Genomic DNA, 23,322 nt, shown 5'->3' on the forward strand with positions numbered 1-23,322 from the left:
AAACTCCTAGACAGATGATCGAAGGCACATGCCGCCGTTTGACGTTGGTGCTACGGAATATTCGGTTTGGGGACAGGCGCAACGCCGCAGACTGCCAACGCGCAGGACGGTAGAGGCGGAGTCGGAATCAACAGCTCGTTTCCTTGCGTCGCAGCCGAACCACCCCTCATACAAGCGCCCGTAAAAGTATCGCTGTTGAGGTAAGGCCTCGTGAAACCGTCCGACAATGTTTGCATAAACGCAACGATCTCATTCTCCTCCTTATCCGTGAGGCCAAGATTCCCGCTGGTCATATCGATATTGTTCCGAACCTCCGGCATAGGCCAGCAATCGACTTTTTCGGTCGTTCCCTTCGGGCAATGTCCGGAGGTGACCGGATACGCATACTTGTCGCGCGTATTGTAAAAATGCACGAGCTGCTTCAGACTCTTGATGTAGCCGTTGTGAAAAAACCCCTTCTGGAAGTACGGCCCGGGTGCCTCTGTGGAAGGACATTGTGCCGGCGTCATGGCCACATCGCGCGCCGAAGACACCTGCATCTGGCCGTCGACAGTAGGTGCGTACTGCTTCCAATTCATGTTCGGGTTGGGACCGGAACCGAACCCGCTTCTGAGGAAGGTCCCAAGTCCCAAATCTCTGTAGCCGAAACCGTAAGGATTGGCCGTGAATCCGTATGCATCCGGCTTGTTCTCGTAATAGAAAGAATCTCGCGGATTGAGTGGCACGCCCTCATTCGCCGAGCCAAAGCACGTGAACAGAGGGTTCACCATGGCGGCAGCACTGGTGTCGGTCTGGTTTGACTTTAAAGTGGTTCCTCTTCCGTCCAGGTGACATGAGTTGCAGTTGCCCTTGCCGTTGAAGAGCTTGAATCCCGCCATCTCCTCTTGCGTGAGCTTGTACTTGCCCGCCAGAAACGCGTCGAACTTCGAAGAGAAGGCGCTCACCTGCGCGGACTGCTCGAATGCGTCAATCGACTGCGCCCAACGGTCATAAACCACATTGGCGCGTGTTCGGTCGGCTGCACTTAGAGCAATCGGGGTGGTGCTCCCGCCAAACACCGCAGCCCCCCCAGGGGTTGTGCAGATCTGCTCCGTCTCATGTTGAAAGTTGATATCGAGCGAGCCCTTGCCCCATACCTCCTCAAAAAGAGGCCGGTACTCAGCCTGCGAAAGCCGGAATGCGATGCAGGCAGTATCGGGGAGGCCCATCTCCTGCGTATCGACGGGAGGGCCCTGTGCCTGTTCGGCGTCGGGAATCCTTAGCAAATACCCGGTCGCGCGTGAATCCCAGAAGTTTCCACCAAAGAATTGACCCTGTACCGGGTTGTATTGCAGCACAGGGAAGAACGGTGAATACGGGTGTCGTTGCGGTGTCCGCTTGCCCGCCCGAATGTGAGCCGTTCCGGGATACGCGGTTATTGTCAGGTTGACCGAAGGGATCGGCCCGCCGAAACCGACGTATGGCATGTGGCAAGACGCGCACGCTTGATTTCTGTTGGGTGATATGTTCTGGTCAAACATCATGAGCTCGCCGAGCGTCTCTGTAGCTTCAGTTCCGACATTCATGAGCACGGGCGGCTGACCTGTCAGAATCGGGGGCGGCAACGCGTGCCACCGAGCAAGCGCTCGGCCTTCGATGACCTCCACTTCCCGTTGAACACGAGCTATCTCGGAATCCAAATTGGGTGGAAGGATGCCAGGCGGGTACGGGTTGTAAACCGAGTCTGAAAGGGCGGATTTACTCCGCGGCGACACCTTTCGTTTGGTCAGGGTCATGAGTAGCGCCAACGTACAACATACAACGACTGCTACCATCGCCAGTGTTCGCCGATTCATCGATAACCTCTTTCATGAGTCGTCGTTGGGTTGCTCCGTCTTCGAAAGCCAAAGATGTTGGCTCTGTCAATGCCCGAGCATGGGCGATCATACGACCAATTGCCGGTGGCGTGGAATCTCAACTCGCCGCGCTGGCCAGAGCCATCAGTTGAGCGTGTGGCAACAACAGTACTTTCCATTTCGGTTCGCTTGGCCAACCCGGCTGCACCCTGTGGTGGACCCATCAGGAGACTCAGATGCCGAATAAAGCTATGAGCGGGACGGCAGCCTGGGCAGTCTGAACTTTGGTGCAGCAATGGACGGAAACCCGGTCAACGGCGGAGGGACGTCGATGTATCGGACCGGCGATCCTTCCTTGTAAGCTGAAATACCGGTGCGTTGAAGTGTGCACCGAGCATGGGTTTGTCAGTTCAGTTGTGCGCCATGCGGCCGGGATCGATCTTGGCAAAATACTCGTCAAGGCGGATGACCGCGTGGGATACATCGAAGCGTCTGCAGTATTTTTGGGGGGTCGCAATATCTGCCTGCCAGAGCTCTCGCGACTGGCTCGCAAGCGAGCGCAAAATGCTCGCAGTTTCAGGCTCAGGGCTCCGATAAGAGGACAGATCGGGGCCCACACGCTCCATTCACTTTCTAGTGCCCTCATACCAGCTGATGTAACAGGCACCGTCGGACAAAAAGCGCCGACGCATGGTGGGTGCCTTCTGAAACGTCCACTGGTTATTGATTTTTACGTGTTGATAGACAACAGCAATCTTGTTTGCCACAAAAGCTCCTCAGAAATTTCGATGGGAGCGTAGTTTGGCTGAGGCTGCTGAACTCCAACGGTCGCCAGCGAGAGCCAGCCGAAACCAGTTGTTGCCAGCAAATAGTAAAACGGCTAGTAAAAGCCGTTTTAAACTATTAAAAATAGTAATGGTGCCGAAGGGGGGACTCGAACCCCCACACCCTTGCGAGTACATGGACCTGAACCATGCGCGTCTGCCAATTCCGCCACTACGGCACGGTGTCATTCGCCCCACCGTAAAGGCCGGAGCACGCTAACCGCGAGTCTCTAGTTTTACAAACGCGGAAGCTGCTGTCAATGTGGCTTCCAGCGGCATTGCCGGAAGCGAGGTCGCTGGAGAGGTGAGGCGTCCGGGGAGGGGCGCTCGCGCATCCAATAACGAACGTAACGAAATACAGGATCGCTAAACACAGGATCGAGGATTACGAGTCTTCTCCCCAGCAAACGCGTCTAGACACAAAGGAAGGCTGACACTTTACATGAATGATCCGAAGGCTCTCTCCCAGGGGACGAACGTCGAAAAGATTCCAGAAGATATCTCCGTCGAGATGCGCAGAATCGCACACGACCTGAGTAATGCGCTCGAGATCATCGTCCAGACGAGTTATCTTCTGAGCACCACCGAGCTGAAAGAACCGGCTTCGGACTGGCTGCGCATGCTCGATGGCGGCGTGGAAAAAGCACTCAAGCTCAATCTGTCGCTGCGCAGCTACATCAAAGAACACACCTCAAACTAGCACTCGCAACAGTTCGAATCAGGAGTTCGTTCGACGGCGTGCAGGCTTCGACTTGGCTGCCTTTGTCGCCTTCTTCGCGACGGCTTTTTTGACGATGGCTTTCTTGGCGACGGGCTTCTTTCGGATGGAAGTCTTCGCGGCCGCAGCCTTCTTGGCCGGCGACCTTCTAACGGCAACCTTCTTCGCGACCGCTTTCTTCGCGGCTGCTGTCTTCGCGGCTGCTGTCTTGACAATTGCTTTCTTGACGACTGCTTTCTTTTTGCCAGTCGCTTTAGCGGCAGGCTTCGACGCGCTTGACGTCAAGCCGAGACCAGCCAGCTTTCGCTCGTGAGAGGCGATCAGGTCTTCAATCTGCTGCAGCAGAATTCGCGTGTGCATCGGCTTGACCAGGAGCTGGTCCGCACCCATCTCCTGCCAATCCTCTTCGGCGACAGGGAAGGCCGTCAACAACGCAACCGCGGGATGATAGTTTGCCGACCGTGCAGCCTTGATCACCTCGATACCGGCGACATCGTGCTCCATGCGCATATCGGTGATCAGCATCTGGTACTCGCGGGTATGCAGCTTCGAAACGCCCTCGCGCGCGGAGGCGGCCGTATCCACGTCAAAGCCGCTGATCTCCAGCACAGCCTTCAGGGTCAGCAGAACAGCGACCTCGTCATCGACCAATAAAATGCGGCGTCTCATTCGGTTCCTTTCTGAGAGCTTCCGTGCAAACATACATGATCGGGCCTCCGATTCCAAAGTTGGGGGCCTGATGGCGGGGAGTGGAATGGCCGGTGATGCTCTTGGCGAAGAGCAGAATGCTCTTTCTTCGTCACTGATTCCAAGGGGCTTCGTACGCAAAGTGTTATACTTCACGTTGCGGTGCAACCTTTCGTGAGATTTGCATCTAAACCCTAAACAACGCATAGCGGCTGAGAAGATCCGCTGTGGAGGCGACTTATTCCACCGATTGATAAACGTTCCGCCAAGTCTTTTATCCGCACCAACGAACGCATCCGCGCCCGCGAGATTCGCGTCATCGACGAAAATGGCGAACAGCTTGGCGTCATGGCTCCCTTTGACGCCCTCAAGATGGCCCGCGAGCGCTCGCTCGACCTGGTAGAGATCTCCCCCAACGCCGTTCCCCCTGTCTGCAAGATTCAGGACTACGGAAAGTTCCTCTACGAGAAAGACAAGAGCGATCGCGCAGCCCGCAAGAAACAGAAGGTCATCGTCATCAAAGAGGTCAAGTTCTCCGTGACCGTCGATGAGCACGACTATCAGACCAAGAAGAATCAGGCTGTCCGTTTCCTGGGAGAAGGCGACAAGGTCAAGGCCTCCCTGCGCTTCAAAGGCCGCCAGATGGCGCATCGCGACCTCGGCTACAAGATCATTAACCGCCTCATTCTGGATATCGGCGATGCCGGCCTGGTGGAGTTCATGCCCCGCATGGAAGGCACCACGCTGCACGCCATTCTGGCTCCGTCCAAGAAGGTCGAGGCCACTCCAAAGAAAGCTGCCTCTTCGGCCACCCCGGCCTCTGGCACCAAGCCTGCCGAACCTGCAGTTCCCACCCCCGCTCAGGCCTGAAAGAACACCCTCTTTGCCGCCGATTTCAGGGTTGAAGTCGGTGCGCAAAACATTTCGGCTTTCAAGAGAAGCTATAAGTCCCATCAACATCCTCAGTCTGATGGGACTTTATTATTTTACCTATCTCTAAGTCGACCCTACCCCTGCGCCTGAATCCGGCCCATTGATCGGAAACTCTCTAACTATTAGCCAGCAATAGATTAGGCTCCTTGAGCATGACTGTGGTGAGTCGCGTCCTGTGACAAGAGGGCTCCCCCGAAAGCCGATCATGATTTGAGCCAGATACGAGGGTTGGCCTGCCAGCATCACCCATTTGCGGCGGCATTTTCATTACTTTAGTAATGAAATATGTTTGATACTTTTATATGTAACTGATTCTATTAGACTTAGTCCAGTTTGTATCCTATGGTTACATCATCTGGTTTGTCCAGAGAAATCTTTTTACAGAAATACAACTTTGGGGGTATCTCTTTATGAAACATATCGTTCGCGCTTTCGTCGTCGTCCTCGTCCTCACCGGTGCAGTCGCCACAACCCAGACCTCCAACGCCTCCGCAAAGAACAAGGTCACTGCCAGCCGCGTCAGCATGCTGCCGGTTCCTATGTGCGCACCAAACGATCCTAATGCCTGTGGGATGGGTACGCGCTAAGTTCGGGTTGCTTTTGCAGTTGAAAAGAATCAACAAATTACAAGGCCACGGAGTCCCAAGTCATGAAACATATCGTTCGCGCTTTCGTCGTCGTCCTCGCCCTCACCGGTGCAGCTGCCACAACCCAGACTTCCAACGCCTCCGCAAAGAACAAGGTCACTGCTAGCCGCGTCAGCATGCTGCCGGTTCCTATGTGCGCACCAAACGATCCTAATGCCTGTGGGATGGGTACGCGCTAAGTTCGGGTTGCTTTTGCAGTATTACCTGAAAAGAATCAACAAATTACAAGGCCACGGAGTCTCAAGCCATGAAACATATCGTTCGCGTTTTCGTCGTCGTCCTCGCCCTCACCGGTGCAGCTGCCACAACCCAGACCTCTTCCGCTTCCGCCAAATCCAATGCGGTCACCGCATCTCGAGTCAGCATGCTGCCCGTTCCCATGTGCGCTCCGAACGATCCAAACGCTTGTGGCATGGGAACTCGATAGTACTATCGGCAATTTTTTGCAGGATCACGCTTTAAATTTCTTGTATCCGAACCGGGAATAGGCTAGCCTCTGTTTGTAATCACAGGTACGCCTATGAATGAATTCATTTCCAGCTTGACGGCACGTATGGATTACCTAGAGCCGATTCTTTGTGGAATGCTCATTTTCTTCCTGGTTCGCAGTAAGGCCGTCCGGCAATTCGGATTTCTGGTAGCCCTTCTGTCTGTTCGCCTCGGTTGCTCTGCTATCTGTCTGCCGTTGCTCTATTTGAGCCGACACGCGATCGAGCGACACTTGGCTTATCAGGTCTATTTCTACATCTACTGGACGAGCTACGCGCTGGAAGCGATCCTCTCTCTTCTGGTCATATACAGCATTTTCAAGCTGGCGATGGCCCCCCTAAAGGGTTTGCAGACTTTGGGAATGCTTGTTTTCCGCTGGGTTGCGGCCATCTCAATTGCGGTTGCTATAGGGGTTGCAGTTACTCCTCACCTGAGTGGAATCACGTTCATGGTTGCGATGATCACGCAGCTCCAGCAGACCTCGAGCATCCTGACACTTTGCCTTCTGTTGTTCGTATGCTTCGCCATCCGGCCAATGGGACTCTCATTCCGTAGCCGGATCTTCGGAGTGAGTCTTGGGCTTGGTGTTCTCGCAATGGTCAACCTGGTCAATTCCGCATGGCTTGCCCGGTATGCCAACATGTACTCCACATTTAGTCTGATCAACGGATTTGCGGTTGGCCTTACCCTGCTCACCTGGTCGGCTTACTTCGCGTTCCCCGAGCCTAAGCGCCGCATCATCACTCTCCCGACCACCTCGCCGTTCCTTCGCTGGAACCAGATCTCGATGGCTCTGGGCGACGATCCTGGGCATGTGGCCGTCGGTGGGATTCCACCGGAGCTCTTTGCCCCGGCTGAGCTCGAGGTCATGCGCCGCGCCTCTGCGAAGATGGCTACCGGATCAATCGAGTCGCCTGCTCCCATGCACTCTCTCTCAGCATAGAGCAGTATTCGAAGAGCAGCATCGACCTGATCTCGGAAAACAGCAAGTAAAAAGGCCATCCCGCTTAGGATGGCCTTTTTACTGCTTGTCTGGTTCGAGCTTAGTCGCGCTCAGATTCAGAACGCTTCCAGTTGATCAGATCGCCCAGCGTGGTGCTGCTGCTATTGCCCGAGGAGGAGGAGGAAGAGGAACCGGAGTTGTTGCCCTTGGGCGACTTCTCGCGCTCCTTGTAGCTCTCGACTTCTGCGCGGCTGGCCTCTTCACCGACTGCGCGGATGCTCAAGCCCACCTTCTTCTCTTCCTGGTTCATCTTGACGATCTTGAACTCGTGCTCCGAGTCCACATCCATCGAGACTGGCTTACCCTCGGCATCGATCGCTTCGGAGACGTGGCAGAGGCCCTCGACTCCTTCGGCGATCTCAACGAAGGCTCCGAACTGAGCCGTACGCAGGATCTTGCCCTTGATGACGTCGCCAACGCGGTGCTGGGCGAAGAACGTATCCCAGACATCCGGCTGAAGCTGCTTGACGCCAAGCGACAGACGGCGATTCTCAGGCTCGACGCCCAGAACGATCGCACGAACCTTCTCGCCCTTCTTCAGGACCTCGGAGGGGTGCTTGATGCGCTTAGTCCAGCTCAGGTTCGAGACGTGCACCAGTCCGTCGATTCCGTCTTCGATCTCGATGAAGGCACCGAAGTCGGTCAGGTTGCGAACGCGGCCCTCAATGATGGCGCCGGTCGGGTACTTGTCTTCGAGCTGCTCCCACGGGTTGTCCTGGAGCTGCTTCATGCCGAGCGAGATGCGGCGGTCGTTCGGGTTGACGCTGAGGATGATGGTGTCGACCTCGTCGCCGGGCTTGACCATCTTCGACGGATGCTTCATCCGTTTGCTCCATGTCATTTCAGACACGTGAACGAGGCCCTCGATTCCCTGCTCGAGCTCAACGAACGCGCCGTAGTCGGTGACCGACAGAACGCGGCCGCGAACCTGCGCACCGATCGGGTAGCGCTCGGTTGCATCGAGCCACGGATCAGGTGTGAGTTGCTTGAAGCCAAGCGAGACGCGCTGCTTGTCCTTGTCGAACTTCAGCACCTTCACCTGGATCTCGTCGCCAACGTTGACGAGGTCGCGGGGATGGGTGAGCCGGCCCCAGCTCATGTCGGTGATGTGGAGCAGGCCGTCGAGGCCGCCCATATCGACGAATGCGCCGTAGTCGGTGAGGTTCTTCACGGTGCCGGTGAGAACGCTGCCCTCTTCCAAAGTGGCGAGAGTGACGGACTTCTTCGCGTTCTGGTCTTCCTCAAGAAGCTCTTTGCGGCTGATGACGACGTTGCCACGCTTCTTGTTGAGCTTGATGACGCGAACTTCGATCTCGGTGCCGATGTAGCCGTCCAGATTGCGAACGGGACGAACCTCGACCTGCGAGCCGGGCAGGAACGCCTTGATGCCGATGTCAACGGTGAGACCACCCTTGACACGGCTGAGAACCATACCCTTCACAGGGGTCTTGTCGTTCGCCGCCTGCTCCAGTTTGTCCCAGACCTTATGACGGAGAGCCTTGTCATAGCTGACCAGGTATCCGCCTTCGGACTCTTCGCGCTCTACCACAACTTCAACAGTGTCACCTGCCTGGAACTTCGAGACACCATTGATGTCAAGAACCTGCTCCAGGGGGATGAGACCTTCAGACTTGAGCCCGATGTCGACAACAACATGCTTGTCGGTGATCTTGACGACGGTGCCAGTAACGATGACCTCTTCTGTGGTCAGGTTCTGGGCAGCGGCGGACTCGGCAGCCTGCTCGCGATCGAAGTTCGCAAGGGCGGCGGCGAAGTCAGCTGCGTCGTAGTTCAAATCATCGTCAGACTCGTCGGCCGCAGCGGTAGCCGTGGCAACGGTTCCGTGGTCTGCAGACTGGTGAGCGGCGGCAGCGGGGGCAACCTGCTGTGCAGCTACATTTGACGCGTCGTGGGCGGTCTCATGCTGTTGGGTTGAGGTGGATTCAGAAGACAGGTCTGTGTGAGCCGCTGTCGCTTCGGGCGCTAGGACTTCCGTTTCGGTGGTCAGGGGTTTGCTCTCGTTGTGGTCAGGATTATGGTTTTCTACCATGGTGAATGCGGACTCCGGGATCCAAGAGATTCCTTCCTCTAAGAGCAGCGCGTGGGCGGGAGCAATCAGCGAATCCGGGAGGGGAGGCTGGCTGCTTTCTCTATCCCCGCGACAGCTTCGGCAGGATGGAAGGAATCAGGTCTTGCAGAGGAGCTATTGCACTTGGGTCCCACACGCAATAGCTCACTGATAAAGCATAGAACTTTGCATACAGTACGTCAACAAAAGCCGGCCTCTTCGCCTGCATTTTCATCACCATGTCATGCTCGGGAGTGAAGGAAATCTTCCTGGGTCGTACCTAATTCGATGCAGAAAGTCCTGTTTTGATGCAGAGAGTATGCGCCAAACCGGGCAAAGCGCAGGGAACGAGCCTGAATCGGACTCGCCAGCCCGTCCGGCCGCATCCTCAGCCTGAAGGCGCTCTGCCCCCGCGCTATACTCGCCGAATGGACCGCCTCTGGACGCCCTGGCGCTACAGCTACATCACCCGCTCGGACCCGCAGGCCAAAAGCGGGGTTCCTGAGGCTCTCAGCGCCTGGCCCCCGACCGAGGCCCAGGACAAGCACTGCGTCTTCTGCAATATGATCGCGGCGGTCGACTACGCGGTCGATCACGGGATGGACCGGCTCGCCGCTGAAAAAGCGGCACACATCGTCTGGCGGGGGCAGACCTGCTTTATCTGCCTCAACGCCTTTCCCTACTCCACCGGACACCTGTTGCTGCTGCCGTACCAGCACCTGGACACGCTAGCTGCGCTTCCCGTCGAGGTCGCCCAGGAGCTGATGGCTCTTGCCCAGCGTTCGGAGCTGGCGCTGCGGCAGGTCTACCTTCCGGGCGGCATCAACATGGGTCTCAATCTGGGGGAGGCTGCGGGCGCCGGCATCGCCGCTCACATGCACCTTCACGCTCTGCCCCGATGGAGCGGCGATACGAACTTCATGACGGTGACGGCTGAAACCCGCGTCCTTCCTGAGGCTCTGGATGTGACCTGGGAGAAGCTTCGCACTGCCTTCTAAATTTAATACAACCAATGCTTCTCGGTCGTCGTCCTATTGACTAACAGCTTGAAGCCAGCCAGTTGGTTCTCGTTGAGGGCTCAATGCAAAATATCTCTCAGACACTCCCCGCATCCCTACGATCGGTCCCGTCCGTTGCGAAGGAAGATCGCAGCGCGCCAAAACCCGATCGCCGTCCTTATATTGTTCCCGTCCGTAAGCCCGCGACTTCGACTCGCAAATATCTTTCGCTCTTCCCTCATGAATCCGAGGACGCACGCCTTACCGGTGCAACTCGCTCTCTCTATCGCAGACTGCTCGCGTTGAATCTTCCCCGTCCGGTCGAGTCGGCAGAGCTTCCCCCGCCGCGGGAGGCAAGGGAGATGCGCATCACGGTGATTGCGCCGAAGACCGCATGAGGCTTCCGACACACCGCATCACAAAGATCAGCCAGAGATTCGTGAAGAACTTCAAAGCTGCTACATGAAAAAGACCCTGCCGCGGAGCAGGGTTTTGTATTTGGTAGGCGAACTTCAAGATTCGCCGAGATCCGAAGCTAAGAGGGCCCATCCTGAGGCGCACTGCTTGCGGCCTTGGGCGCCGCCGCATCGTGATTGCCCGGATCTCTCGATCCCGGCACCCTTGTGGCTTCGAAGCTGGTAATCTTCCACCCGCCGGAAGGCAGCCGTTGATAGACGCGCGTATAGCGGTAGGTTCCCTGAACCGCCACGCCTTCGTTGGTTCCTTCTACCTGGGCACGAGAGGTCACAATGGCGATCGAGCCGACGAGCTTCACCTGCATCTCGCCCAGATCGAGCTTCGTCAGGACGAACTTGCGGGTTCGCATCCGGTCCAGTTGTTGCATCTTGGTGTTTACCTGGCCGGTCATCGAGATGCCGATGTAATCGTCGGAGAGGAGCTTGTCCATTGCGGCGACGTCGCCCGCGAGCTGAGCCTGCCGCCACTGCTCCTCGAGCGCTTCGACCTGCCGTTTGGCATCGTGCTTCTTCTCATGCAGCGGTTGCAGGTGACCGGCAAATGCCGCAGGCGCAGGCCATCCAATCGCCATGGCCGCCAGCAACACGCCCGAGCCCATCAGCGACCTACGAATTGGACGACCAGACAAGCCCATAAGCGTACCGGATGTTAGATCGATTTACCGCGTTGAGTCAAAACCACTTTAGTCGTACGCGAGTCTCCATGCACTAGACAGAGCCACACGCAAGGAACCCCGACAGAAAAGCATCAACAGACAGCGGTCAGGTTCTCGACCTGACGTTCTTTCATCTTCTGATACAGGCCCCCGATCGCGTACTGATGAAAGTGAGGTGTTCCCCTATGATGCTCCAAGGCCGCGTCGTCGTCGTACTGCTCGTAGATAAGTACCGTGCAGGCCTCTCCTTCTACGAAGTGTGGGATGTAGCTGACGCAGCCGGACTCCTTCCTGGAAGCCGCGGTAAGGTGGCACAGAATCTCGGAGATCTCGTCACGGTCCGACTGGTCGAAGGTCATTCGCACGTTGAAACTAAGCATAATCGCCTTTTCCTCTACGCCTTCAACGCGTCTTCAAATGCCGGCAGACTCATGGTCTGGTCGCGGTCCGGGCCGGTGGAGACCATACCAATCTTCGCCCCGGACTCCTTCTCAATAAATTTCAGATAATCCTGCGCCAGCGGCGGCAGCTTGTCGAACTCGGTGATCCCCTCCGTCGAGCTGTTCCAGCCCTTGAGCCTGGTATAAACCGGCTCGATGGCGTTGTACCCCGGCATATCCGCAGGAATCAGATCGGTCAGCTTGCCGTTGACCTTGTAGCCGGTGCAGACCGGGATCTCGGCGCACTCATCCATCACATCCATCTTGGTGACGACCAGCCACTCGGTCCCGTTGATCATGTTGCTGTAGCGCAGCAGCGGCAGATCGAGCCAGCCGCAGCGTCGCGGACGGCCGGTCACCGCGCCGTACTCCTGCCCGCGAGCACGGATCAGATCGCTGGTGGAGTCGTGAATCTCGGTGGGGAACGGACCTTCGCCGACCCGCGTCACGTAGGCCTTGGTGACGCCGATGACGCTGCCGATTCTCGTAGGCCCAACGCCGGTGCCCGTCACCGCTCCGCCGGCCGTGGAGGAGGAGGAGGTTACGAAGGGATAGGTTCCGTGGTCGATATCCAGCAACGCGCCCTGCGCCCCTTCGAACATGACCTTTCCGCCGTTGTCGATCTCGTGGTTCAGCATGACCGCCGTATCGGTCACGAAGGGTGCAATCTGCTCGGCGGCGCGCGAGTACTCCTCGTACATCGTCTTGGGGTCCAGCGGCTCCGTGCCGAACAACGCATGAGCAATCGTGTTCTTCTCGTGGCAGGCGTTCTCGATGTGCGTCCGCAACAGCGCCGAGTTCAGCAGGTCCACTACCCGGAGTCCGCTGCGATGCATCTTGTCTTCATAGGCCGGCCCGATGCCGCGGCTGGTCGTTCCGATCTTCGTGCGTCCGGGCGCATTCTCCGCCGCCAGCTCGATCATCCGATGGTAAGGCAGAATCACCTGCGCACGGTTCGAGACGAAGAGCTGACCGTCGACCGGCAGACCCGCGTCCTTCAACTTCTTGACCTCGCTCAAAAACGCCATGGGGTCCAGCACAACGCCGTTGCCGATGACGCCCTTGCACTCCGGTCGCAGAACACCGCATGGAATCAGCTGCAGGACGAACTTTTTGCCTTTGATGATGACCGTATGGCCGGCATTGTGGCCGCCTGCATAGCGCGCAACCACGGAGAACTTCTCCGAAAGCACGTCGACGATCTTGCCTTTGCCCTCATCGCCCCACTGGGCACCCAAAATAACCGCTGATTTGCGTTGATTCACGACGGATGTGTTCTCCAAGGATGGTGGTTGGCCGCAAGACCGGAAGCCCGAAGACGCGCACCGCAACCGGCAAATGCGCGCTGCTATCTATCATATAGCGTCGGTCGCTTCGGCGTTTTGCGTTGCTGCCTTCGGCGTTCTACCCCCGGAGAAAGGACAAAAAAGAGCCCAACCGCCCGGTTTTTTACGGCTGACCGTAGTACAGGCTTCTCGTCCTTGCCGTCATTCCCGCGGTTTCAACACTGACCGCGACCACGTGGGACTGGTTTGGCCGGTCAGACGGCACCGGTTCCACGGTGAGCGTGTAAAACGCGTCCGCCTCCGCAACACAGCGAGTAATCTGCTGCGTGATGTCGTTGCTCGAGTTGAGTGCCTGCCCGCCACTCTGCCTCGCCAGCACCTGCAGCGCAAGATCTCCCGCCTGCGCATCCTGTGGCTTCGATACCGGCTTCAGAAACTCCTCGTAGTAAAATACGCGGGTCGTCGCGGCATCTGCTACGCCAAGCGGATCGATGCTGTAGAGCGTGATCCGAGCCTGCCGGAGTGCCGTGGAGAGATAGACAATCGACGAAAACAGCCCCTGCTGCTCCTTCGCAGTCAGCGTGATATTCGGTCCGCTGAGAATCGGCCAGCCTGGGCTTATCCAGATGACCATCTTCCGTCCCGGCTCCTTCGACTCCGTGGCGGCAAGCATACCGATCGCCTTGAGGGAGAGATCCAGGCGCTCCTCCGCGCCGTAAAAACCCGCCGAGCGCCGTATCGTTCGCAGCTTCGTCACATGCTGATCGAAGTCGGCCAGCAACGCATTTCCGTCACGCGAGGAGCCACTCTGCATCTCTGTCCCCGTGTCGCTGAAGAAGGCCAACGACACAGGATGCGTAAGCTGCCCGCCGTTTTGCAGAAGAAACTTCTTGAGCTGGTCGCGCTCATACGCCACGCGGGTAAACGAAGTATTCACCTCATCCACCAGGAGGATGATCTTCACCGGCTCGGCGGGAGCAGCACTATCCACCGCGCGGAACGAGAGAATCTTTCGGATCTGGTTATTATCGCGCACGACAAAGTCATTCTGCGTGAGGCCGGCTCTGGGCTTTCCCGACCGATCCGTCACCACAACATCCAGCACCAGGTTAGAGTCCCGCGCTTCGGAGATTGGCGCAGAGGCCGCGGGCAACTGGTCCGGCGGCGGCGTGGGAGCTGCCTGCTGCTGGGAGAATGCCGCGAGAGGAAGAAACAAAAGACAGAACAGAACCAGCCGGACCCGATTCAACGCACTCATCACTTCCACCTCTCCACCTCAAAGACCTCTCTTGCAGTCGTGCGGCCTGCGGGATAAAAGCTGCAGGTTGAAACAAAGCGCAGCGGTCGATCACAGCGGTCGATCTTCGACCCTCGCATGAAGGACGCAGCAGCGAGACCGGTAGTTTCAGCAAACTCGCCCGACAGCATATTAGATGCGACAGCATCCTCAAAAACAGCCGCGCCGTACCTTTTTGATGGCGCAGGATGCGACTCTCTCGATATCCTCCTCCTGCGCTTCGGTCCACGGAGATCGGGTGCGAAGCGAGCGCCAGCTTCAACTCAAAACGTATCAGGGCCCAACATGCCTGCATCACGCCTGCTTTATGGCACTACCATCTTCCTCGGCGCGTTCCTTCTCTTCCTGGTTGAGCCGATGGCCGCGAAGCAACTGCTGCCTGTGCTCGGCGGCTCCTCCGCCGTGTGGCTGACATGCCTGGTCTTCTTCCAGGTCACACTGCTGCTCGGCTACCTCTACGCCCACTGGATCACGCGTTGCCAGGCCACCACCTGGCGCCGCCACGTCTATCTGGTCACGCTCGCCGCCGCGGCGGTGCTGCTGATCGCACAAAGATTCGTCCCCACAGAGCCTGCCCAAGGTGTTGGCCACCCCTTCACCACCATCTTCTCGACGCTCGCCTTCACCATCGGCCTGCCATTTCTCTTGCTCAGCGCAACCAGCCCGCTGCTGCAGGTCTGGCTCCAGCGCACAAGGGGCGGCACCATCCCCTACCGCCTCTTCGCACTCTCGAACTTCGGCTCTCTTCTCGCTCTCATCGTCTACCCCTTCGTCGTCGAGCCGCACCTCACCCTGAAGCTCCAGCGGAGTCTCTGGTCGTTCGGCTTCCTCCTCTACGCCGTCTTCTGTGCGACCATCACGCGCCAACTGCCCGCACCTGCGCCGGCTGACACGGTTGAAGAATCGCAAACCCCAGCCCCCGCTCCCGCCAGAGCAAAGTGGCTCTGGTTCCTTCTCCCCATGGCCGCCGCGATGCAGCTCAGCGCAGTCACCAGCCACCTCACCGTCAACATCGCCGCGATCCCGCTCCTCTGGATGCTGCCGCTCGCCATCTACCTGCTCACCTTCATCCTCGCCTTCGAGTTCCCCGCGCTCTACCGTCGCGGCATCGTGGTGCGTCTGCTGGTCGTGATGCTGGCCAGCCTCGGCTACGCTATCTCGAAGACCGACGTGAGCCTTCCCATCGGCATCGCCATCCTCTTCTTCCTCGCAGAGTGCTTCCTCGCCGGACTCTTCTGCCACGCGGAGGCCTACGCCCTACGCCCGGAAAACCCCACCGAGACCACGCTCTTCTACCTGTTGGTCGCCGCAGGAGGAGCAGCAGGAACCTTCTTCATCGGCATCGCCAGCCCAATGATCTTCTCGGCCAACTACGATCTCGCAATCTCGTTCTTCGTCACCGCTGCACTCGCCATCGTCGTCACGTGGAGCGACGGCTGGCCGCAGCGTCTTCTCTGGTCCACCGCCGCCGCGTTGTTGCTCTTCTTCGCCATCATGCTGCACACCGCCTACGCCCGCGAGGCCATCCTCGAGGTTCGCAACTTCTACGGAACCCTCCGCGTCAAGCAGATGGTCGGCCCACACGGGGGCACCGAGCGCATGTTGCTCAACGGCACCATCCAGCACGGCACGCAGCTCTTCGCGCCCGGCCTCACCCGCACGCCCACCACCTACTACGCCGACAACTCCGGCATTGGCCTCGCGCTCCATCACTGCTGCGAATCGCGCCCACGCAACATCGCGGTCATCGGCCTCGGCACCGGCACCATCGCAACCTACGGCACCGCCAGCGACCACATCCGCTTCTACGAGATCAACCCACTCGTACGCCCCGTCGCGCAGAACCTCTTCACCTACCTGCGAGACTCTCCCGCGCAGATCACCTTTGCCGACGGCGATGCACGTACCTCCCTAACCCGCGAGTTGACGCAAGAGTCTCCACAAAACTTCGACGTCATCGCCATCGACGCCTTCTCCGGCGATGCCATCCCCCTCCACCTGCTCACCATCGAGGCAATCGCCCTCTACAAAAGACATCTGGCGCCAAATGGCATCCTGGCCTTCCACGTCTCCAACCAGTACCTCAATCTCGCACCCGAGATCGCGCAGCTCGCCCGCGCCGCCGACATGCAGGCAAAGCTGATCGAAAGCCAGCCCGACGACTCGCTTGGAGCCTATCGTGCCACCTGGATTCTGCTCACCTCGAGTCCCACCTTCTTCGATCAACCCGAGCTCGCAGCCGCTGCCAGCGCCGTCCCCTTAGATTCATTGGACGCACGCCTCCGCGTCTGGACCGACGACTACTCCAGCATCCTGCCCATCCTTCAGTTATCGCATCACTAGAAACTAAGTTGTCCTGCCGACGAGCCTCCTGCGCGGAGTGCGGTCACTTCGTGACAGGTATACCCCTTCGGCTGGTGCTCCCGTTGGTCGCGATAACAATCTTCCGCCGACCAACGGGAGGCCCCGGGCGAAGCCGGTATACACCCCACGAAGTGCGCTACTTCGCCCAGGCCAGGCCGTCCGCCGCATCACCCGCATCGATCAACCGCGCCATCTTCCACTGCCCAAGATCGATCTCCGCCACCTGCCTGCTTCTAAAGCAGGAGACAAACGCAGACTTGCCATCGGGGTTCATCAGGATCTCCGTCGGCCCATCCGCCACGTCGATCGTGCGCGCCACCTGCATCGACGTCAGATCAACCACCGCCACCTGATGCGTCGTTCGCAGCGCCACCAGCAGCCACCGCCCATCGAGCGTCGTCGCCGTCCCGTATCCGACACTCGGCAGCGGAATCCACGTCTTCAACTTATTGGTCGCGGTATCGATCACTGCAAGCTGCGGCTTGGCCTGGTCCGCCGTGAACACCATGCTGTCGTCGCGCGAGATCGCAATCCTCTGCGTATCGGTCGAGACTGGAATAATCGCCAGTGTCTTGCGCGCCTTCATATCCAGCACCGATACCGTGCCCGGTCCCACGTTCGCCGTGTACCCGCGCGAACCATCACGCGACAGCGCCAGCATGTGCGACTGCTCCTGCCCCGTAGGCACGCTGCCGACAATCTTCAAAGTCTTCGGGTCGATAATGCTGATCGTCTTATCCAGCTCCGTCGTCACGTACAGCATCCCGCTGTTCTTGTCATAGATCACGCAGTGCGGCCGCACCCCGTGCCCGAAGTCGATCGTGTGAACAATCTTGTGGCTGGCAAGGTCGATCACCGAAATCTTGCTGCCGTCCGTACCCGGCTTACCCACCCCGGCACTGCCATAGATCGGCACGTACGCCGTCGTTCCGTCGGGCGAAGCCGCCACCTCGTGGCCCGTCACCCCATCCACCAGCACAGTAGCCGTCTGTTTGCCCGCGCCGGGATCGATCAAACTCAGATCTCGATCACCCTGGTTCACCACCAGCAGCAGCGGGCGGGCATCTTGTTCCGCGGGTCTCTGAGAGAACGCAGCCGCTCCGCCAAAGCCCACGAAGAGACAGCCCACAATCGGATACGAAAAAAAGATCTTCTTCATAAGGCCATCAGTATAGCCTCGCGCAACAGCAAAGACTCGAGTGCCTGCCGGTGCGCAGCCATCAACGCCTCCGCATCAAGCTGCTTCATGCGTCTGCCGTTTGCAGCACCCACGCCTCTCCCACCATCTGAACCTTCTCCATTCCCTTCGAAGAGAGCACGACAAAGTCGCGGTTAGTGATGGGCCAGCTCGCTGCGAGTTTGTAGCCCAGATGCTGACGGGCCGCCTCGAGCTCGTCCGGACCGAAGATGCGGCAAGGCAACGTCTTGACAAACGTCTCCAACGTGAAGAAACCTTCGCTGGCTGAGACAGGAACTTTATTCAAAAAGATCATGTAAGGCTTCCGCGGCAGCCGCCCGATGAGCTCTTCAATCGACCAGTCCACATACTGCAGACTCCCCGAACACAACAGCGCATCACACGCCTCGGTCTCTTCCACGTGCTCGTAGAAGCGTAACGAGTGCACCTCCGGCGGCACGCGCCGCCGCCCCTCCCTCACCATCGCCGGCACATCCACAATCTGCCAGCGAAAGTCTTCCGGAAGATCGAGCATCTCTCGAAACGCGTAGAACTTCACTCCGATATGACCGCCAAAATCGGTCACGGCATGGAGATGGTTCTCGCGCATCAGCTTCTGACAGAACACCAGGATCGGCCAGTCGAACGGGTGAATGGTCGAGTACGATTCGATCCCGATCGAGACCAGAGATTCATTGTCGTAGGTTGCGCGGCGCGAAGGCGGAAGTGAGCTCGTTGCCTCGTCGCTGGTGCTGAATCGCCCGCGATAGTGTCCGAACTCCTTGCCGGCTACGAAATCCAGCACCCCGGACTGCCGCAGCTTCTTGTACCCCGGAAAGGTTGAAAGGTTCAAACGTGTCAGAACGCCCGTCATGGTCATGGCACTTCATCCGGTTGTATTTGGGGAGGAACTCAAATATAGGCCGCTTAGGGGCTTGATTCCGTGGTTAATTGTTAATATTGTGTAAATATTCTCTAAGCATTGAGCCACGAACATGCAAAAGGTTAGCGAATTGCTGCGCATTTTGTTGCATGCAATCCTGTATCCATTCACCGGCCTATACTTACAGAAAGTATGCCCGAACTTCCTGAAGTCGAGACCGTCGCGAATGGCGTTCACGCCAGAATCCACGGCCAAACCGTGCGCTCGGTCTGGACCAGCAACAAGCCCCAGACCTTCAAATCTTCGCCCGAAGCGATCGTCGAAGCTCTCACAGGCAGCCGCATCGACCGCGTCCACCGCGTCGGAAAGACGATCGTCGTCGATCTGAGTCGCTCCAGAGAGAACAAGAAAAGTTCCGCGCAGTTCCTCGTCCATCTCGGCATGACCGGCCGCCTGCTCGTCTCAACGCCCGACACGCCGATTCCACCCCACACCCACGCCATCCTGACCCTGAGCACCGGAAAAGAGCTTCGCTTCGTCGATGCCCGCCGCTTCGGCCGGTTGTCCGTGGTCGAAGCCGCCACTCCCGAAGAAAGATACGCCGGACCAGGTGCCGAACCCCTCACCATTGGGCTTGAAGACTTCATCGCGCTCTTTCGTGGCCGTAAGACCCCGATCAAAGCCGCGCTGCTGAACCAGTCGCTTCTCCACGGCGTCGGCAATATCTACGCCGACGAGAGCCTCTTCCATGCCGGCATTCGCCCCACACGCCACGCCGGACGCCTCACCCGTGCCGAACTGACGCGTCTTCACGCAGCGCTGATCAAGGTACTCACCGAGGCGATCAAGCTGGGCGGGTCGTCCGTCTCAGATTACGTCGACGCCGACGGAGTCGCAGGCTTCTTCCAGCTGCACCACCACGCCTACTCGCGCACCGGCCAGCCGTGCCTTCTCTGCGGTACGCCTATCAAGCGCTTCGTCATCGGTGGCCGCAGCACACACTTCTGCCCCACCTGCCAAAGATAGCGTTCGGTCGAATTTAACACCACGGATTCCACGGGCTAAGCCCGAAGCCGCCGCGTTTTATCGAGCGGCGGCCAGCTCCGCCGAGACAGCAGCGCCGATCACCCTCACCTCAGGCGTATCGTCGACGATCTCCAGCGAGTACCCCTGCAGCGGACTCATCTTCACCATCTGCTGTAGATAATCCTTCACCATGGACATATCGAGAAACCGCGTGTTGAACCCCGCGATGAAGATCTTCCCCGGCCCAGCCATATGAATCGTAGTCGCCGACGCTGCGGCCAGAGCCTTGTGCCAGAGCCGTTTGAAGTCCAGGCAGCGAGCATCGCCCTGTTTGGCCGCCTCGAAGACCTCCTCCGGCTCCATGTCGAGGAAGCGCAGGCGCATCGCACGATGTCCCATGATCCCTTCCATATGCCCGCGCCCGCCGCATCCGCAGAAGCGCTCTTTCTCATCGAGCGTCACCACCGTGTGGCCGCCCTCCCACACGCCGGGAGCGAAGGGATACCGCCCATAGCCGATTCCGACCCCCAGCGTCCAGACCCGGATCATGCTGTCCAGCTTGCCGTGCATCGAAGCCAGCCCCGCAGCCATTCCATCGGCATCATTCACCGCCGTCACCGAAACGTTGAGTCCATGGTTGCGCATCTGCGCAATCAGCAGCTCCTGAATCTTCGCGCCCTTGAGCTGCGGCAGGTTTGGCGCCTCTGCGACCACGCCATCCTTCACCAAACCGGGTAAAGCCACGCCAACCGCCGTGAAATCCTTCGCCCCATCGGCTGCAAGGAGCACCTGATTTGCGATCGTCTCCACCAGAGCTTCGGTGTGCTGCTCCACCAACGCATCTTCGTCGTCGTGATCTTCAGGAAAACGTCGTACCGGTCCTACAAGCTTGTGATCCACGACCAAGCCGGCCGAGATCCGCTCCGAAAGTATTACCCCAATTGTCTTTGCCATTACGCTGTCCGCCTCGTCCTCGGGTGCCGCGTTTCTACTCAAATTTGCTGACGCGGTTCAACCCGTTGAAAGCCGCAACTTTATAACATTCTGCGAGAGTTGGATAGTTGAAGACCGTATCCACGAAATAATCCAGTGTTCCGCCCAGTGCCATCACCGCCTGGCCGATGTGCAGCAGCTCACTCGCACCCTCGCCGATGATGTGAACGCCGAGGATTAGGTGGTTCATCCGGTGGAAGATGATCTTGAGCCGGCCCGTCGTATCGCCGCGAATCTGGCCGCGCGCAATCTCGCGGTAGTAGGCCACGCCAACCTCGTACGGCACATCCTCCTCGGTCAGCTGCTCTTCAGTCTTGCCGATAAAGCTGATCTCCGGAATCGTATAAATTCCATACGGGTAAAGCCCCGGATTCGACAGAATCTTCTCGTCTCCAAACGCCCGTGCTGCAGCCACGCGACCCTGCTCCATCGACACCGATGCCAGAGACGGGAATCCGATCACATCGCCCACGGCAAAGATCGTCGGAACCTTGGTTCTGAAATCCTTATCCACCGGGATGCGCCCGCGCGAGTCGGACTCGATGCCCACCGCAGCCAGGTTCAACTCGTCCACATTGCCTTGGCGGCCGACTGCATACAGCAGAGCATCGCCCTGAACCTTCTTCTTGCTCTCGAGATTCGCCACGACGGTTCCGTCCGGCATCTCTTCGACCGACTCCACCTCTTCGTTCAGCCGCATCGTCACCCGCGAGTCTCGCAGATGGTAGCTCAGCGCCTCGATGATCTCCTGGTCGGCAAACTCCAGCAGCCGCGGCCTTCGCTCAATCAGCGTCACCCGCACTCCGAGGGCTGAGAACATACAGGTGTACTCCACCCCGATCACACCGCCGCCCACGATGATCATCGTCTTCGGCAGGTTCACCAATTCCAGCACTAGGTCCGAGTTGATGATACTGCGCCCGTTGATCGGCACCTTCGGCGAAGACGCCGGCTTGGTTCCGGTTCCGATCAGGATGTTGTTCGCCTCATACACCGTCGAGCCGCGCGAGTTCGTCACCTTCACATGCGTCGCATCTTCAAAGCTCGCCACCCCAACCAGCATCTCGATGTTGTTCCGCGAAAGCTGCGCCTCGGTCACGTCGATCTCGGTCTTGATCACGTGCTGGACCCGGAACGCCAGGTCCGCCATCGTGATCCGTTCCTTCACCCGGTAGTTCATCCCATAGATGGACTTGTAGTTGTATCCGGAGAGGTGAAGGACCGCCTCGCGCATGGTCTTCGAAGGAATCGTACCGGTGCTGATGCAGGCCCCGCCGACCACCTCGCGCATCTCCACCAGTGCGACCTTCTTGCCCAGCTTGGAAGCGTAAATTGCAGCTCGCTGCCCGGCCGGCCCGGACCCGATGACAATCAGATCGTAAACACTACTACTCATATTGGCACATACTCATGGACATCCACTCCGACGTCTTGGCGGCTCTTGTCCCGTTATCGGCCCCTCGAGTGGCGATCGTGAGGGGCCAGTTGCTTGACTGTGTGCGTGTTCGCCTTACTGCCTTGAAACTACCACACCAACATCACAGACTCCACTTAGTGGCCTTGGCACCATACACTGATTTCACCATGCTTCGCTACGCCATCACCAGCCGCGCGCTCTACCCCGGCAGCGAGCAGGAAAAACAAGCCGCCCTCCTCCGCGAGGCCTCCCGATGGATCGCCGACGGCATCGACTTCATCCAGCTAAGAGAAAAAGACCTTCCCGCAGCCACGCTCGCGAACCTCGCCCGAAACCTGCTTGAGAATATAGCCCTGACCGCCAGCCCGACGCGACTCCTGATAAACTCTCGCCCCGACATCGCCTTGGCCACCGGTGCCCACGGTGTCCATCTCACCGCCTCGCCCGACGAGCTCTCCCCCGCCCAGATCCGCGACCTCTTCCACTCCGCCGGACGTCCCAAACCCCTGATCACCCTCTCCTGCCACAGCCTCGCCGAGGTCCAGCGCGCCCGCCGCGAACAGGTAGACGCCATCGTCTTCGCCCCCGTCTTCGAGAAGCCCCTCGCCGACGGCCAGAAACTCCCCGGCCAGGGTCTCGACCAGCTACGCGCTGCCTGCATCGCCGCTGCCCCCATCCCGATCTTCGCGCTCGGCGGAGTCACCATCGAGAACGCGTCCGAATGCCTTGAGGCAGGCGCAGCCGGAGTCGCCGGAATCCGCCTCTTTCATCGCTCTTAGAAACTATCCAGAAGATGTCCCGCCTGACCGCTGAAACCCTCATGCCATAATTTAGGCTATCCGAAGAACCAGCCCAAATCCTGTCAAGCCCCCTACACACGAAAACCCGCGCCAATCCAGCACAATCGCGTGGCGTATGAGTTATCTCCAGCCCGCTATAATAACTACAGATCAGAGAAAAAGCCTCGGGGAGTTTACCGAGGCCTTTTTATTTGCAATCAGCAACTCCCGCTAACTCGTTTGGTTTCAAGAATCTGCAAGTAACCCTTTTGATTTGACGTATTTGCAGACACTGCATCCGTCTAAACCATTAATAATAAAAGACT

At 58.4% G+C, this 23,322-nt stretch carries 22 protein-coding genes and 1 tRNA gene; 11 read left to right on the plus strand and 12 right to left on the minus strand.

Annotation, left to right across the window (positions count from 1 at the left end; genetic code table 11):
* Positions 1-50: 50 nt before the first annotated feature.
* Positions 51-1,835: a cytochrome-c peroxidase gene (locus tag HDF09_RS10155; protein ID WP_311719204.1), complete on the minus strand. Its 1,785-nt coding sequence runs from the start codon at positions 1,833-1,835 to the stop codon at positions 51-53.
* Between the two features lie 916 nt (positions 1,836-2,751).
* Positions 2,752-2,838, minus strand: a tRNA-Leu gene (locus tag HDF09_RS10160).
* A gap of 263 nt (positions 2,839-3,101) precedes the next feature.
* Between HDF09_RS10160 and HDF09_RS10165 the strand changes: the two genes are divergently transcribed.
* Positions 3,102-3,359 (plus strand): hypothetical protein, encoded by a 258-nt coding sequence (locus HDF09_RS10165; RefSeq protein ID WP_183765503.1) that lies wholly within the window; start codon positions 3,102-3,104, stop codon positions 3,357-3,359.
* Positions 3,360-3,377: 18 nt separating this feature from the next.
* Here HDF09_RS10165 and HDF09_RS10170 read toward each other — a convergent pair whose 3' ends face one another.
* Complete coding sequence (locus HDF09_RS10170) at positions 3,378-4,046, minus strand: response regulator (protein ID WP_183765506.1); 669 nt, start codon at positions 4,044-4,046, stop codon at positions 3,378-3,380.
* Between the two features lie 294 nt (positions 4,047-4,340).
* On the opposite strand from HDF09_RS10170, the gene infC reads away from it, so the two are divergent.
* The 5 genes from infC to HDF09_RS10195 all read left to right on the plus strand — a co-directional run bounded on the left by infC (position 4,341) and on the right by HDF09_RS10195 (position 7,076).
* Positions 4,341-4,934, plus strand: coding sequence for a translation initiation factor IF-3 (gene infC, locus HDF09_RS10175; protein ID WP_311719294.1), 594 nt, complete (start codon positions 4,341-4,343; stop codon positions 4,932-4,934).
* A gap of 473 nt (positions 4,935-5,407) precedes the next feature.
* Positions 5,408-5,584: a hypothetical protein gene (locus HDF09_RS10180; protein WP_183765509.1), complete on the plus strand. Its 177-nt coding sequence runs from the start codon at positions 5,408-5,410 to the stop codon at positions 5,582-5,584.
* 62 nt (positions 5,585-5,646) lie between these two features.
* Positions 5,647-5,823: a hypothetical protein gene (locus HDF09_RS10185; RefSeq protein WP_183765513.1), complete on the plus strand. Its 177-nt coding sequence runs from the start codon at positions 5,647-5,649 to the stop codon at positions 5,821-5,823.
* Positions 5,824-5,891: 68 nt separating this feature from the next.
* Complete coding sequence (locus HDF09_RS10190) at positions 5,892-6,071, plus strand: hypothetical protein (protein WP_183765516.1); 180 nt, start codon at positions 5,892-5,894, stop codon at positions 6,069-6,071.
* A gap of 294 nt (positions 6,072-6,365) precedes the next feature.
* Positions 6,366-7,076, plus strand: a complete 711-nt coding sequence (locus HDF09_RS10195) for a hypothetical protein (protein WP_260181060.1) — start codon at positions 6,366-6,368, stop codon at positions 7,074-7,076.
* A gap of 100 nt (positions 7,077-7,176) precedes the next feature.
* On the opposite strand, the gene HDF09_RS10200 is transcribed toward HDF09_RS10195, so the two are convergent.
* Positions 7,177-9,186 carry a 30S ribosomal protein S1 gene (locus HDF09_RS10200; RefSeq protein ID WP_183765522.1) on the minus strand — a complete coding sequence of 670 codons (2,010 nt, stop codon included), beginning with the start codon at positions 9,184-9,186 and terminating at the stop codon, positions 7,177-7,179.
* 326 nt (positions 9,187-9,512) lie between these two features.
* Here HDF09_RS10200 and HDF09_RS10205 point away from each other — a divergent pair, with 326 nt between their 5' ends.
* Together HDF09_RS10205 and HDF09_RS10210 are read left to right on the plus strand one after the other, a co-directional pair.
* Positions 9,513-10,202: an HIT family protein gene (locus HDF09_RS10205; protein ID WP_311719209.1), complete on the plus strand. Its 690-nt coding sequence runs from the start codon at positions 9,513-9,515 to the stop codon at positions 10,200-10,202.
* Positions 10,203-10,285: 83 nt separating this feature from the next.
* Positions 10,286-10,600, plus strand: coding sequence for a hypothetical protein (locus HDF09_RS10210; protein ID WP_183765525.1), 315 nt, complete (start codon positions 10,286-10,288; stop codon positions 10,598-10,600).
* Positions 10,601-10,737: 137 nt separating this feature from the next.
* On the opposite strand, the gene HDF09_RS10215 is transcribed toward HDF09_RS10210, so the two are convergent.
* The 4 genes from HDF09_RS10215 to HDF09_RS10230 form a co-directional block, all read right to left on the minus strand.
* Positions 10,738-11,277: a nuclear transport factor 2 family protein gene (locus HDF09_RS10215; protein WP_183765528.1), complete on the minus strand. Its 540-nt coding sequence runs from the start codon at positions 11,275-11,277 to the stop codon at positions 10,738-10,740.
* Positions 11,278-11,426: 149 nt separating this feature from the next.
* Positions 11,427-11,714 carry a putative quinol monooxygenase gene (locus HDF09_RS10220; protein ID WP_183765531.1) on the minus strand — a complete coding sequence of 96 codons (288 nt, stop codon included), beginning with the start codon at positions 11,712-11,714 and terminating at the stop codon, positions 11,427-11,429.
* 14 nt (positions 11,715-11,728) lie between these two features.
* Positions 11,729-13,039, minus strand: a complete 1,311-nt coding sequence (locus tag HDF09_RS10225) for an adenylosuccinate synthase (protein WP_183765534.1) — start codon at positions 13,037-13,039, stop codon at positions 11,729-11,731.
* Positions 13,040-13,223: 184 nt separating this feature from the next.
* The gene (locus HDF09_RS10230; protein ID WP_183765537.1) at positions 13,224-14,318 is read right to left on the minus strand and encodes a VWA domain-containing protein; all 1,095 of its coding nucleotides are present in this window, start codon (positions 14,316-14,318) and stop codon (positions 13,224-13,226) included.
* 324 nt (positions 14,319-14,642) lie between these two features.
* Between HDF09_RS10230 and HDF09_RS10235 the strand changes: the two genes are divergently transcribed.
* Positions 14,643-16,700 carry a fused MFS/spermidine synthase gene (locus HDF09_RS10235; RefSeq protein ID WP_183765540.1) on the plus strand — a complete coding sequence of 686 codons (2,058 nt, stop codon included), beginning with the start codon at positions 14,643-14,645 and terminating at the stop codon, positions 16,698-16,700.
* Between the two features lie 157 nt (positions 16,701-16,857).
* Here HDF09_RS10235 and HDF09_RS10240 read toward each other — a convergent pair whose 3' ends face one another.
* Positions 16,858-17,880, minus strand: a complete 1,023-nt coding sequence (locus HDF09_RS10240; protein ID WP_183765543.1) for a cytochrome D1 domain-containing protein — start codon at positions 17,878-17,880, stop codon at positions 16,858-16,860.
* Positions 17,881-17,965: 85 nt separating this feature from the next.
* Positions 17,966-18,778, minus strand: coding sequence for a methyltransferase, TIGR04325 family (locus tag HDF09_RS10245; protein WP_183765546.1), 813 nt, complete (start codon positions 18,776-18,778; stop codon positions 17,966-17,968).
* Between the two features lie 195 nt (positions 18,779-18,973).
* On the opposite strand from HDF09_RS10245, the gene mutM reads away from it, so the two are divergent.
* Positions 18,974-19,807, plus strand: a complete 834-nt coding sequence (gene mutM / locus HDF09_RS10250) for a bifunctional DNA-formamidopyrimidine glycosylase/DNA-(apurinic or apyrimidinic site) lyase (protein WP_183765549.1) — start codon at positions 18,974-18,976, stop codon at positions 19,805-19,807.
* A gap of 57 nt (positions 19,808-19,864) precedes the next feature.
* Here the strand turns inward: mutM and HDF09_RS10255 are convergent, their stop codons facing one another.
* A complete protein-coding gene (locus tag HDF09_RS10255; RefSeq protein WP_183765552.1) occupies positions 19,865-20,761 on the minus strand; it encodes an ROK family protein in 897 nt (298 codons plus the stop codon).
* Between the two features lie 34 nt (positions 20,762-20,795).
* Positions 20,796-22,196, minus strand: a complete 1,401-nt coding sequence (sthA, locus tag HDF09_RS10260) for a Si-specific NAD(P)(+) transhydrogenase (protein WP_183765555.1) — start codon at positions 22,194-22,196, stop codon at positions 20,796-20,798.
* Positions 22,197-22,384: 188 nt separating this feature from the next.
* Between sthA and HDF09_RS10265 the strand changes: the two genes are divergently transcribed.
* Positions 22,385-22,996 carry a thiamine phosphate synthase gene (locus HDF09_RS10265; RefSeq protein WP_183765558.1) on the plus strand — a complete coding sequence of 204 codons (612 nt, stop codon included), beginning with the start codon at positions 22,385-22,387 and terminating at the stop codon, positions 22,994-22,996.
* Positions 22,997-23,322: the final 326 nt, after the last annotated feature.

Source organism: Edaphobacter lichenicola, assembly GCF_014201315.1.
Classification (GTDB): domain Bacteria; phylum Acidobacteriota; class Terriglobia; order Terriglobales; family Acidobacteriaceae; genus Edaphobacter; species Edaphobacter lichenicola_B.